Genomic DNA, 12,799 nt, shown 5'->3' with positions numbered 1-12,799 from the left:
ATGACAGATTTAACCCGCGAGACTGCTAAAGGGCTGCACCACCTCCTTGAACGTGGTGAGGTGAGTGCCGTTGAAGTGACAAACGCGCACCTTGATCGGATTGCGGCCACTGATACTCATATTGGGGCTTGGCTGGCCATGATGGCCGATGACGCCTTAGCGCATGCTACCGATGTTGATACTCGTCGGGCGAAAAAGGCTCCTGTTGGGGCCCTTGCTGGGGTGCCGGTTGGGATCAAAGACCTGATGTGCACCAAAGGGGTACCCACTACCGCCGGGTCAAAAATGCTTGAAACCTACCGGCCACCCTTTAACGCCACTGTGGTTGAGAACCTTCGCAATGCTGATGCCATTGCCCTTGGCAAGCTCAATATGGATGAATTTGCTATGGGATCGAGCACAGAAACGAGTGCCTATGGATTAACCCATAACCCGTGGGATTTGGACCGTATTCCCGGTGGTTCATCCGGTGGGTCAAGTGCAGCAGTTGCCGCCTTCCAAGTCCCCCTTGCCACCGGCACCGACACGGGCGGATCTATTCGGCAACCTGCCAGTGTGTGTGGTGTGGTTGGGATTAAACCCACCTATGGGCGCGCAAGCCGCTATGGGTTGGTGGCCTTTGCGTCGAGTTTGGACCAGGCCGGTATGTTTGCGCGCACCGTTGAAGATGTGGCGTGGAGTCTTGAAGTCATGTGTTCTCATGACTCGAAGGACGCCACCAGTTTGCCTGATGCCGCCGGTGACTTTACCACTGGGCTTGACCAGGGCATTGAAGGGATGAGAATCGGTTATGTGCCTGAACATCTCGGTGAGGGCTGTGACCCGAGTGTCGCTGATGCCACCCGCCATGCCCTCACGCGTTTGGAAGCATTGGGTGCTGAGATCGTTGAAATCCAATTACCCTTTGCCCAGTACGGGTTAGCGGCTTATTACATCATTGCCCCGGCTGAGGCAAGCTCAAACCTTGCCCGCCATGATGGGGTTCGATGGGGGACCCGTGTGGATGGGGCAACCACGGCTGAGATGATGGCCAATACGCGAAGCGCCAACTTTGGCCCTGAGGTACAGCGGCGCATCATGATTGGGACACATGTGTTGAGTGCGGGCAGCTACGACGAATACTTTGGGCGGGCCCAGCGCACACGAACCCTCATCATTAACGACTTTGCGAACGCGTTTAATGATCTCGACGTGATTGTGACCCCGACAGCACCGAGCCCCGCGTTCAAACTGAATGACGCGACCCGAAGCCCGCTCGCCATGTACCTCAGCGACATTTACAGCGTGCCCGCAAGCTTGGCTGGTCTGCCTGGCATGAGTGTGCCGGTGGGTTTTGCGGACGGGGAGGTGTTCAGCCAGACAGAAGGGTTACCCATCGGGCTTCAACTGGTTGGTAAACCAATGGCCGAGGCCACTATTTTGCGTGTTGCTGCGGCGCTGGAAGCCGATTTAGCCCTTGACCTGGCCCCGCGTGGTGCCAATGCATTGGAGGGATAACGATGACGGGACAACCAATGACAGCCGATCAGATGACTGGGACCGACCACCTTGTTGATGGGTGGGAAGTGATTATTGGGCTCGAAGTTCATATTGAACTCAATACCAAAACAAAAATGTTCAGCCCCACCCCCAACGCTTTTGGTGCCGAACCGAACACCCTTGTCGGTGCGGTAGACCTTGCCTTACCAGGCACGCTGCCCATGGTCAATCACCAAGCCATTGCTGATGCCATCAAAATCGGGTTGGCTACAAATTGTGCGATTAGCCCGACTAGTCATTTCAGCCGTAAAAACTATTTCTATCCCGATATGCCAAAGAACTATCAGACCAGCCAATACACCGTGGCGATCTGTGAAAATGGCTATCTGGATGTAGACGTTGACGGGCAAATGTGGCGTATCGGCATTGAACGTATCCATATGGAAGAAGACACGGGTAAATCCACGCACGTTGGTGAAAGTGGACGTATCCACGGTGCTGAACACTCCTTGCTGGACTACAACCGGGCCGGGGTGCCTTTACTGGAATGTGTGAGTCGGCCCGATATGCGCACACCGGCTCAAGCCCAGGCATATCTAAGTGCGCTGCGTGAAATTGTTGCCGCACTTGGCATTAGTGATGCGCGGCTTGAAGAAGGGTCAATGCGCTGTGACGCTAATGTGAGTGTCCACAAGCCAGGCACACCGTTTGGGGTCCGTGCCGAGGTGAAGAACTTGAATAGTGTGCGCAGTTTAGGGCGAGCAATCACCTTTGAAATCCGCCGTCAGATTGACGCGATCGAATCGGGGGAAACGCTGGTGCAAGAGACTCGGCACTTCAATGAAGATACGGGTAAGACCAGCACGATGCGGCGGAAAGAAACCCTTGATGACTACCGGTTCTTCCCCTGCCCCGACTTACCAGACATTAACCCCAGCACTGAATGGATTGAATCAATCCGCGAAACCTTGCCGGAGTTACCGGCTGTCACACGGGCGCGGATGATGGACCAGGGTGTTGATGCTGAAGCGGCAGGCATTATCTATTCGTCTGGGCTTACAAAGCTCTATGATGCGGCGGTGGCTGCCCAAGCTAACCCCAGTGATGTGGCGAAATGGTTAACCAACCAGGTTGCAGCTTGGCAAAATGAAACCGGCCGTGATGTCAATGAGCTGCTTGATGGGACAACCCTGGCTGAGCTACTTGAACTTGTCACTAAGGGCACTCTTGCTACTCAAGGGGCGCATAAGGTCTTGCTGAGCTATTTAGCTGGGGAGGGAAGCATTGCGGAACTAGCTCCTGCCCATGCCCAGATGAGTGATACCGCTGAACTCGAGGCCATTATTGACCAAGTGATCGCTGACAACCAAGATGCCGCGGACAAGGTTCGGGCAGGTAATCCCAAAGCAATGGGTGCATTGATGGGGCCAATCATGAAGGCCACCCGTGGGAAGGCTAATCCTGGGCTGGTCAATGAACTGTTGAGAGCCAAACTGTCATGACCATTCCCCAAGGCCTCATTGACCCTGCCCCAGGAACGGGGCTTGATGCGATAGCTGCAGCTACCAATAGTCGCTTAGTGGAGTTATGTGGGGCCTTCAGGGGACATCTTCTGAACGTCGATCCAAACCTTAACCCCTTAGCCGACGTCACTGATGCGATTATCGCGGCTGGTGGTAAGCGGATTCGTCCTGCCTTTGTGTGGTGGGGACATCGCGCAACACAAATAGAGCCCAATGACGCAGTGCTCACCATTGCGGCAGCGGTTGAACTTCTGCACACCTTTGCGCTCATTCATGATGACATTATGGATCGGGCATCCACCCGTCGAGGTGCCGTGACGAGCCATGTAGCGATGACCTCATTCCATGATGACCAAGCATTGATTGGTGACCGACAATGGTTTGGTATTTCTAGTGGCATCATTGCTGGTGACCTCGTATCAGTTTGGGCTGACCAAGCATTCTGGCAGGCTGGTCTTTCACCTGAGGTATTGATGGATGCGGTTGAGGTCTATAACACCATGCGTGCGGAAGTGATGGCTGGTCAGTGGCTCGACGTTCGACTAGCTGCCTTGCCCCAAGCGAGTGTTGCTGAAAGTGAGCACGTAGCCCTCCTCAAAAGTGGGCGCTATTCCATTACCCGACCCCTTGAATTGGGTGTGGCCTTGGCGGGCGAATGTGACCCGTCCCTACTCCGTGCATTGCGTACCTACGGGGATTCAGTTGGAGTGGCCTTCCAGATGCGCGATGATGTGTTGGGCATGTTCGGCAACCAAACAGAAACGGGTAAAAGCGTGGGTGGTGATATCCGTGAGGGGAAGCGCACCGTCTTGATACTTACCGCATTGGAACGGGCAACTCCAACCCAACGGGCTATCCTCAATCAATGCTTGGGCAATGCCCACGTGGATGCCGATCAGCTTGAACAGGTTCGTGAGATCGTTCGTGAAACCGGTGCAGCTGACTACGTGGAAGCACGCATTACAGACCAGTACGAGATTGCTCAAGCTGCTATCGAACCGGTAGGTAATCCTGCGAAACGGGTATTGCTTGAATTGGCAGATTTAGCTGTCCATCGTTCGCGATAGTCCTGTCTTTGAGTGCGACATGCCGTTTAATGAGAAGCCGCTACCGTAGTGGCATGTTTCGTCACACTTCCCCCTTGGTGACGGCTACTAGTCGTGGCCGCAATCTGTCCATTTCTGCGTTAGCTGCGCTGCTCGTCTTTGCACTCCCAGGTGTTGGCATTGGTCAAACGAGAGAAGACCTGAACAGGATTGAAGGTCGTATCCGTGAGGCACAGTCAAATATTAGTCGGATCAATGAGGCTCAAAGCGCCACAAAAGCTGACTATGATCGCGTTAGCGGTGAATTGGAGTCTGCCCAAGTTGAGTTGGACAAGCGTTCCAGTGATCTTTCTAAAGCCCAGTCCACATTAGATAATGCTGAACGCGCCTTGACGGTGACGGCGGCTGAGTTAGAAACCACCGAACAGCGTCTGAATGAAACCCGTAAAGAGATTGATACGCACGCCAGCACGCTCAAGAGTCGGGTACGGCAAACCTACATCACGGCGCAAAGTGGGGGATTACCAGTACTTGATGCCGCTGATGCTGCAGAACTTGGCCAGGCCACACGGTATTTACGCTCGATAACTGACCGTGACCAAGCACAGATTGAAGAGCTAGATATTCTGCGCCAGCGTGCAGAGGCTGACCAAACCCGACTTGATGAGTTACGAGCTCGCCAGGCTGAGCAAAAGGTTGCAGCAGAGAACGAACGTAACCGTGTCAACGATCTGGTGAGCCAACAAAAAGCGCTGCTCTCGAACGTGCAGGTAAAGGTTGATGAGCAAAGCGCCATCCTCAAGAATCTTGCAAATGATAAAGAAGCGGCTGAGCATCTGTTGGACGAACTTGAAGGTGAATCCAAGCGCATCGAACGCGAATTGGCCGAAATTGCGCGTCGTGAAGCTGCCGAACGTGCCGCTGCAGAAGCTAAAGCGAGAGAAGCTAAAGCCAAAGCAGACGAAGCTCGCAAAGCGGGTGCTGCTAATGCGGCAGCCCTTGAGGCGGAAGCTCGCCGGGCATCAGCCGCATCAGCCCCGAAACCTTCAAAGCCTGGTGGCATGATTTTGCCGGTTAAGGGCCGGTTCTCTAGCCCATTCGGCTATCGCGTGCACCCCATCAGCCGTGTCCGCCGCTTACATACCGGGCAAGATATTGCTGCTCCGTCTGGTACCCCTATTCTGGCCGCAAAAGATGGGCGTGTGAGTTTCTCGGGGCGTCGGGGTGGCTATGGCAACTGCATCATCATTGATCATGGTGGTGGCGTGGCGACCTTGTACGGACACCAAAGCCGCCTCGCGGTGGGTGCAGGCACCCAAGTATCCCAGGGCCAGGTGATTGGCTATGTCGGGTCGACGGGTGCGTCCACAGGGCCACATTTGCACTGGGAGGTCCGTATTAACGGCTCCCCAGTTAATCCGATTCCGTACACCTAACCTCATCGTGCGTCATTCGCCTTGCCATAGGGGTGGTGGCAAGGTGCAGGGGAATGCGTAAGGATAGGTTCAGCACAACCCAAGGAGACCCCGGTGAATGATCCGTTCTCAAATGACGCCAACCCTGAAGCCCCCGAACCGGTTGAACCTACACCCAACGGTGAATCCCAACCAGCAGGAGCCGATAGCGCTGCCACGAATCCATGGGCACAAGCGGGTCATGAGACGGGAGAAGATACCCAAGTAGATACCCCTGGGACAGGTGCGCCGACGGTGCCACCGCCAAGCACACCGCCAGAAACAGGTGCGCCAACACAGACACCGTTTGTGGCACCTGGTGCTGAAGCACAAACGATGCCAGGCCCAGACCCGTCAGGTTCAGCGCCTGGGCAGCCGATGGGTGGCGGACAACCATTTGGGTGGACATCACAACCTGCAGTAGGGCAAGCCCCTCCGGGGCAGGTTGTGGGTGGCCAATATCCTCCTTCTGGTCAAGGAGTACCCGGTCAAGTGCCGCCTGGCGGTATGCCACCAGGCGGTATGCCACCAGGCGGTATGCCACCGGGGCAGTACCCACCGGGGCAACCGATGCCATATGGTGCCAACCCCTACCAGCCAGTAAAGAAACCCTATCGCGCGCTGCCCTGGGTGATTTTTGCCGGTGTCCTGATCGTGCTTATTCTCCTTGTCGCCCTCTTCGTGGGCGTGATCACCGTGTTCTATACATCAATCGATGACACCATTGCAAATGGTGTTTCAGCGTCAGCCTCGGCGACACAAACAGCTGAGGCTTCCCCCTCATCTGGGCCATCAGACGAGACGTCGCCTTCAACAACAAGCCCGAGCTCCACAGTGTCAAATACACCATCTTCGGGTGCGTCAACAACTCCGTCTGAGGGTTCACCATCCAATGAGCCCTCGGTTGTACCTCCCGGAGAAGTGCCGCCGTTGACAACCGTCCAAGGACAGGGCCGTGATGCTGCGTTCTTCCGTGAGCCCAGTGAAATTACTCAATCTGACGGTGGACCGATTGCCATTGGGGAGAGCAAACAAGGCAACGTAACAAAGGATCAGGGCGTTGCCTACAAAATTGATTTAAAGACCGGTCAAGCCATCTCCATAAAGGCTGAAAACAAGTTCCTTGGTGACACGATGATATGGGTGTTAGGACCTAATGGTGAACTGGTTGGATTCCAGGACGATGATGAAGGTCTTACCCTAGATAGTCAGTTACGATTCATCGCACCTGCCGATGGAACGTACACCATTCTTGTAGCCGATAGTTTCACCACTTCTCAAACAGAATTTACGCTTACCGTCAATGAATAATCAATCTTTACCTACCGCTCCTCGCCGTACCCTTAGCCTGCTGCTTGGGGGTGCGCTTGTACTCACCATCGGATTAGGGAGCGGTTTTCTAGCCGGTCGTCAGTCGGTAGCTGCTGTTGATGGGCTGTCTGAGATTGAACATGTTATCCGTGACCAAGCCCTTGCTGTTCCCGATAACCAGACGATCAATGATGGGGCCTTACGCGGTGCCGTGGCGAGTCTGGATGATCAGTATGCCTCTTGGTATTCCGCAGACGAGTTTGCTCGCTTCTCATCACAATTAGATGGCAAATTTGTCGGTATCGGGGTGTTTTTAGAGCGCACTGAGGTGGGCATGTTGATTACGGGAGTCATCCCCAACAGCCCCGCTGAAACCGCTGGGCTCAAGGCGGGTGAATATATTGTGGCTGTCAATGGCACACGGTTGCGCTCAACGATGCCGTTTGAAGAAATGGTCGGTCTCATCACGGGTGAAGAAGGTACGGAAGTATCTCTTTTGATTACAACCACTGCAGGTGAAGAAAAGCCATACACCATCACGCGAGCCAAGTTCGACTTGCCACTCACCCAAACACAGATGCTCGATAACGGCGTTGCCAGTATCCGCTTACATGAGTTTTCCCGTGGAGCGGCTGATTCGTTGAAAACGGCCATCACCGAAGCGAAATCTCAAGGTGCGAAAGGGATTGTGCTTGATTTGCGTTCTAACCCTGGTGGGTTGTTAGAAGAGAGTATCGGCGTGATGGAGCTCTTTGTGGCACCACACAGCCGTGTGGTCACCATTGAAAGCCGCCATGACCACCAAGATATGGATACGGGGGATGCTGAACCTCCATTTGGTGATTTGCCCTTTGTGGTGTTGGTCAATGAGTACAGTGCATCTGCCAGTGAGATTGTGTCTGCGGCCTTACAAGACCATGGGCGAGCCAAAATCGTGGGGCATCAAACCTTTGGCAAGGGGGTTGTCCAAAGTGTTGTCAACCTCCAAGGTGGTACCGGTATGAAGCTCACCACCGCCAGGTACCTCACCCCAAACGGTGAGAATATAAACGAGATCGGGGTAACCCCAGACGTAGCGATTTCAGCTAGCCCTGAACGCGTGCTTCAAGAAGCAGCCAACTATCTCATCGAAACGAAACCCGAGGCGTTTGCCAACTAGGGTGCTGGGTTCGCAAGAGGTCGTATACACAACCCACGGTTGAATAGCCCTGCCTGTGGCACGCTGGTGGCATGGGTAAGGGAACAAAGCACAAGAACAGCTCGAATGACATTACGGTCAATCGTCGAGCCCGTCACGAGTACCAAATTAGTGAGACGGTCGAATGTGGCATTATGCTGCGCGGCACCGAAGTCAAGAGCTTGCGGGCTGGTCACGGCAGTTTAAACCATGCATTTGCGGCGGTTCGTGACGACGAGCTTTGGTTGTACGGAGCGGAAATAGCCGAATATGCCCAAGGCAACCGGTGGAACCATGACACCCAGCGGCGGCGCAAGCTCCTTGCCAACCGGCGTGAGATCCAAGATATGGCACGATTTACCCAAGAACGGGGCCGTACCCTGGTGCCGCTGAAAATGTACTGGAAAGACGGGCGAGCCAAGGTACTTATCGGCTACGGCGTAGGTAAGAGTGAATATGACAAGCGCCAGAGCGCGAAGGAGGCTACGGCTAAACGCGAAATGGCCCGTGCGATGTCAGATGCACGGCGGCGCTAAGCGCGATCTGTTTTGATGTTCTTGTGCCCAGACCACACCATGCCAATCCCAATGAGGACCACCCCAATGATTGCCAGGGCGGCTATGACGTTGGGGTCAGGAGCAAAGCCTTTCAGCATAGAATCGCGCATTGAGATGAGGGCATGCCGCATGGGCAGCACCCAACCGACTGGCACGAGCCAAGGTTGAAACCGTTCCTCACTGAGGACGAGACCGCCAAAGAACACGCTCGCTAACAAGACGAGCATGGACGTCTGCACCACTTGGGTGATGTTACGACAGGCCTGACCCACCACAAACCCGATACCCATACTGGCGAGGAGTTCGAGGCTAATAATGAGGGCAAGCGGAGCGACCCCACCCCGAACAGGTGCTCCCAAACCAAAGACAATGCCCCCAAGTAAGAGGGCGCTGATCGCCCCACCTGCAAGGAAATAGGCAAGAATCTTGCCAAAGGACCGTTCCCAGCTGCGTAACGGAGATACGGCAAAGAGTTCGGTGGTACCTAACTCTTGTTCCCGCACGATGGAAAGGGCAATGAACGTCATCGTCAGGTGCTGCAAAATGAGGGCGAGGACCGCTGGTGCATAAAAGACAGGCGTGCTGATTTCACCCGCGATACTCGTTGTTTCTTGGCGCAGCGGGGCAGCCACAATGGAGGGTTGGATAAGGGTGAACGTTTTTACATCATTGCTGACCCTATCGAGGGTAGACAGGTCTGTGTCAGGGTTGATCAGTCCTGCCGTGGTCAAAATATTGCGATACTCATCAACAGAACCAACCAGTATGTCTGCTTGGGACTGGGTGTCTTTAATGAGTTGGGTGAGCAATATGGTGTTCAGGTCGTTTGTGGCCCCGCGGGCAAAGAGCAAAATAGCCTGTTGTTCAATCGGGTCAAGGAAGGTGTGAAAGACTTCCATCGTGACGCGCCGGTTTTCCTCCATGGCCTTGCGTGGGTTTGGTGGCACCACGATGACCATGTCTGCACGACCGTCTTCCAATCCAGCCATGGCATTTGCGCGGTCGGTTGAAACCTCAACGATATTGAGGCGCTTGGCCTGGGTTTCAGCATAATTATTGACGATTTCGATGAGGGCTGGCTCATCGGGTGGCGCCACAAAGATTGTACGCACTGCGGGATCGCGGGTGGATACTCCAGCCCCAAAGAGCAGCAAAATGATGAGGGGGCCAACCACGAGCATCGTGACCAAGCCCGGCTGGTTGGCCAATTCAATGAGTTCTTTGCGAACAACGCCGATGATGCGAATAAACGTGTGAAAAATCCCCATGCGTTAGTGCTTTCCGTACGGGCCGGCAGGGTCAAGAGAATCAATCGTGGTACCCAAATCCATGTCCGGTGGACTAGGTACCGGAATAGGGGTCTTCGTGGGGGTGAGGAGCGGGGCGTCGTCGCTGGCGGTTGCTTCCAATTCCTTCGGGGCTTGGCTGGCGCGGTGGGCTTCAAGGAGAGCCACAAAAACATCATCGAAGGGGGCCAGGTAGCGCTCACTCAAGATGAGCTCGTTGCCATAATCGGCAATCACTGCACGCAAAATTGGTATGTCAGTTTCAACCTTGTCAACTGTGACACGGACCGCTTTGGCATGGGTTGGGAGCTGGGCTAACGTATTGACGAGTGGGTGGGCATGGAGTGCCGTGAGTAGGTCAGGGCTGGCAGGCTGAGTGAGGTAGAGGTCAATCACATGTCCACCGAAGGCCTGGATACGTAAGCCATCTGGGGTGTCTTCAGCCACGATCTGCCCGTCAACAAGGAGACCCACTTGGTCACATCGGGCGGCCTCAGACACAATCTGAGTGGTCACAAAAAGGGTGCGGCCTTCTGCCCGCAAGCCGTGAAATTGTTTCCACACTTCACGCCGGAGAACCGGGTCAAGACCGGCTGATGGTTCGTCGAGGAACAAGAGTCGGGGGTTATGTAAGATAGCACCCGCCAATGCCACACGGCGCTGCATCCCACCACTGGCTTCTTTGAGTTGGCGATTCGCCGCATCACTCAAATCAAGTTGGGCAAGCACTTCTTTAATCCGACGGTTAGGAAAAGCCATTCCATACAAGTTGGCCATAAACCGCAGATTATCCATGATCGTTAGGTGTGGGTAGAGCACCCCAAGCTGGGGGGTGTATCCAATCGCTTCACGGTCTTTTCGCCGGAGATGCTCAGGAGCCCGACCGAGTAGTTTGACTTCGCCTCGGGTTCGTTCAGTGACACCCGTGAGCATCCGAAGGCTTGTCGTTTTACCACTACCTGATGGACCAATAAAGCCATAGATAGTGCCCTCTGGAATATCTAAATCCAGGTCATTCACAACGGTCTTACCGTTGAATTCCTTGGCTAAATCTTTTGCCCAGATTGCGGGTGTAGTCATGAGTTCAATTCTGTTTGGTGGGTCCAGGTACGCGACCCTGGTGGGTGAAGGGCGTACCCTTTGTAGGACATGAAGCAGATTTTTCCGTTATCCCAGGTTGTCATGACGAACGTACTCAGGCTAATTGGCTTGGTCGGCGCGTTTACGGCAACCGTGGGCATGGTTGTGGGGCTATGGGCGCTTAACAACGTTGAAGCAGTCCTTGACGATACCTTACAACTTGCCACCACATCGTTAGATGCACTCAAATCATCCAGTGATCTCGCTGATTCCAGCCTCGGGTCGGTTCGTGCGGGCCTTGAAGGCATTAAAGGGGCTACCCAAGGGATGGACGGGGCGTTCGAAAAAGGTGAAACGGCTTTAGTTGGTATTGGTGACCTGGTTGAAAAGGATATCTCCCAGAGTGTGCGCAACCTTGATGGCACGATGCCTGGTCTGATTCAGGTGGCGTCAACGATTGATGGGGCGATGGCTGCATTAAATAAATCACCGTTGAACTTGCCCTACACCGATCGCCGGTTTAGTGAGAACTTGAATAATCTGCAACAAAGCCTTGTGCCTATTGCTGACAACTTGGAGGAGCAAGGCAAGAACATCAAGGATACGGCAGCGAACTTGCGTGAATCCGGTGAGAACGTGGTCAGTTTGAATGCGCAAGTCTCTGCCTTGAGTGAGACCGTTTCAGCAACAGAGAAATTGCTCGATGAGTATGACGCAACCCTTGAACAAGGGGTGGTGAACCTGCGTCAATCCCAACAACAAATGAAGTTCGTGGTGTGGATATGCCGGTTCTTCGTCGTGGTGCTGGCGATTTCCTATGCTGCGCTGATGGTTGTGCCCTTGCAGTTGTCTGCCTTGACCCGTCGCTCTTTAGAACGTCGTCATGGGCGCGGCTCTTCAGCGAATAAGGATGCTGATGATTCGGCATCTGGGCCCAAGACAAACGGTGAATCTGACGATGTGCCAGGACAACGTGTGGTGGATGATACGCGTTCTGCCGATATAACGACCGAGATTGACCCCAAGGTGGTGACGGCTGGGGCACCAGCTGCAGATACCACCATTGATCTTGATGTCGGCCCAGAGGGCAACGCACCTCGGTGATGCTGGCTTGGCCGGTAACCAGCTTGTATTGGCGAGCTTGGTTACATGGTTTATGGGTGCGGTTGGCCTAAGCAGCTTCGGCTACGCCGCAGCATGTGCGGTGAATACGGGCGATATTCGACGCATGATTTGCGTAGAAAGTCACAAGAGGGGGCATTCCATCAGCCGTGAAAGACATACTGCATGGGTGCTAGCTGGTACACTGGGTGGTCTTGACAACTGAATAACTCAGTTCCAAACCACGGGGGCGTATGGTTTCGACGGATGTCGGTCGACCTTGTGGGAGCGAGCCGAGGACGTTACGCTGCCTCGTTAATCCGCGTTTCAACCTTCTAGGTGCCGAAGATAACTTCGCCCTGGCTGCCTAATAGTCGCAGCCTGTCCGCCGTCTTGAGCGTCTGTGCAAACGGGTCGGGCATCATTTAGCAGACTTGCTTAACTCTCGTGTTCATGGGTAGTTAGGGACTTCTAATCGTGAACTACGGATCGGCCCCTTTTGGCCCAGGGAAGGGCGATCCCGACAATTCACCTGGACCTACGCTCGTAGGGCCTACTTGGACGAGATGTTCGGACGGGGGTTCAAATCCCCCCGCCTCCACCACTCAACCCGTCTCTTGAGGATTCATATCCCTGGGGGGGCGGGTTTTGTTGTGTTTCGGTTCGGCGAATGGTGAACACACGAACCGCATACCGTTGAACTGGGAACAACTACATAACCAATCTCAATGGGCCATCAGGTAGCCCGTGACAGCGCCGGGTAGGTAGCGCTCTCTAGAGGACGG

10 protein-coding genes and 1 other RNA gene are annotated in these 12,799 nt (G+C 54.4%); 9 read left to right on the top strand and 2 right to left on the bottom strand.

The features are described from left to right. The 7 genes from gatA (at position 1) to smpB (ending at position 8,526) form a co-directional block, all read left to right on the top strand. Positions 1-1,497, top strand: coding sequence for an Asp-tRNA(Asn)/Glu-tRNA(Gln) amidotransferase subunit GatA (gatA, locus tag VCU37_RS00505; protein ID WP_336248674.1), 1,497 nt, complete (start codon positions 1-3; stop codon positions 1,495-1,497). Positions 1,498-1,499: 2 nt separating this feature from the next. After that, positions 1,500-2,981, top strand: a complete 1,482-nt coding sequence (gene gatB, locus VCU37_RS00500; RefSeq protein WP_336248673.1) for an Asp-tRNA(Asn)/Glu-tRNA(Gln) amidotransferase subunit GatB — start codon at positions 1,500-1,502, stop codon at positions 2,979-2,981. Further along, a complete protein-coding gene (locus tag VCU37_RS00495; RefSeq protein WP_336248672.1) occupies positions 2,978-4,069 on the top strand; it encodes a polyprenyl synthetase family protein in 1,092 nt (363 codons plus the stop codon). Before gatB ends, VCU37_RS00495 begins: the two co-directional genes overlap by 4 nt. Positions 4,070-4,122: 53 nt before the next feature. Further along, positions 4,123-5,484 (top strand): peptidoglycan DD-metalloendopeptidase family protein, encoded by a 1,362-nt coding sequence (locus VCU37_RS00490; RefSeq protein ID WP_336248671.1) that lies wholly within the window; start codon positions 4,123-4,125, stop codon positions 5,482-5,484. Between the two features lie 93 nt (positions 5,485-5,577). Continuing rightward, a complete protein-coding gene (locus VCU37_RS00485) occupies positions 5,578-6,813 on the top strand; it encodes a PPC domain-containing protein (protein ID WP_336248670.1) in 1,236 nt (411 codons plus the stop codon). After that, positions 6,806-7,972 carry a S41 family peptidase gene (locus VCU37_RS00480; RefSeq protein ID WP_336248669.1) on the top strand — a complete coding sequence of 389 codons (1,167 nt, stop codon included), beginning with the start codon at positions 6,806-6,808 and terminating at the stop codon, positions 7,970-7,972. Before VCU37_RS00485 ends, VCU37_RS00480 begins: the two co-directional genes overlap by 8 nt. Positions 7,973-8,043: 71 nt before the next feature. Next, positions 8,044-8,526, top strand: coding sequence for an SsrA-binding protein SmpB (gene smpB / locus VCU37_RS00475; RefSeq protein WP_336248668.1), 483 nt, complete (start codon positions 8,044-8,046; stop codon positions 8,524-8,526). On the opposite strand, the gene VCU37_RS00470 is transcribed toward smpB, so the two are convergent. Both VCU37_RS00470 and VCU37_RS00465 read right to left on the bottom strand, forming a co-directional pair. Further along, on the bottom strand, positions 8,523-9,815 hold the full coding sequence (locus tag VCU37_RS00470) for an ABC transporter permease (protein ID WP_336248667.1): 1,293 nt from the start codon (positions 9,813-9,815) through the stop codon (positions 8,523-8,525). The two genes, smpB and VCU37_RS00470, sit on opposite strands and share 4 nt — an antisense overlap. Before the next feature lie 3 nt (positions 9,816-9,818). Then, entirely contained in the window at positions 9,819-10,913 is a 1,095-nt protein-coding gene (locus tag VCU37_RS00465; RefSeq protein ID WP_336248666.1) for an ABC transporter ATP-binding protein, read from the bottom strand. Positions 10,914-10,982: 69 nt separating this feature from the next. Between VCU37_RS00465 and VCU37_RS00460 the strand changes: the two genes are divergently transcribed. Both VCU37_RS00460 and ssrA read left to right on the top strand, forming a co-directional pair. Then, entirely contained in the window at positions 10,983-12,017 is a 1,035-nt protein-coding gene (locus tag VCU37_RS00460; RefSeq protein ID WP_336248665.1) for a hypothetical protein, read from the top strand. Positions 12,018-12,260: 243 nt separating this feature from the next. Further along, positions 12,261-12,618: a transfer-messenger RNA gene (gene ssrA, locus VCU37_RS00455) on the top strand. Positions 12,619-12,799 lie beyond the last annotated feature (181 nt).

Origin of the sequence: Stomatohabitans albus, from assembly GCF_036336025.1 — a bacterium.
In the GTDB taxonomy this organism is placed as follows: Bacteria; Actinomycetota; Nitriliruptoria; order Euzebyales; family Euzebyaceae; genus Stomatohabitans; species Stomatohabitans albus.
This window is presented reverse-complemented; position numbering and strand designations above follow the sequence as displayed.

Excerpts from the sequence above, each read along its gene's own strand:
- gatA (WP_336248674.1), top strand. The coding sequence starts at position 1 with ATGACAGATTTAACCCGCGAGACTGCTAAAGGGCTGCACCACCTCCTT.
- gatB (WP_336248673.1), top strand. The coding sequence starts at position 1,500 with ATGACGGGACAACCAATGACAGCCGATCAGATGACTGGGACCGACCAC.
- VCU37_RS00495 (WP_336248672.1), top strand. The coding sequence starts at position 2,978 with ATGACCATTCCCCAAGGCCTCATTGACCCTGCCCCAGGAACGGGGCTT.
- VCU37_RS00490 (WP_336248671.1), top strand. The coding sequence starts at position 4,123 with ATGTTTCGTCACACTTCCCCCTTGGTGACGGCTACTAGTCGTGGCCGC.
- VCU37_RS00480 (WP_336248669.1), top strand. The coding sequence starts at position 6,806 with ATGAATAATCAATCTTTACCTACCGCTCCTCGCCGTACCCTTAGCCTG.
- smpB (WP_336248668.1), top strand. The coding sequence starts at position 8,044 with ATGGGTAAGGGAACAAAGCACAAGAACAGCTCGAATGACATTACGGTC.
- VCU37_RS00470 (WP_336248667.1), bottom strand. The coding sequence starts at position 9,815 with ATGGGGATTTTTCACACGTTTATTCGCATCATCGGCGTTGTTCGCAAA.
- VCU37_RS00465 (WP_336248666.1), bottom strand. The coding sequence starts at position 10,913 with ATGACTACACCCGCAATCTGGGCAAAAGATTTAGCCAAGGAATTCAAC.
- VCU37_RS00460 (WP_336248665.1), top strand. The coding sequence starts at position 10,983 with ATGAAGCAGATTTTTCCGTTATCCCAGGTTGTCATGACGAACGTACTC.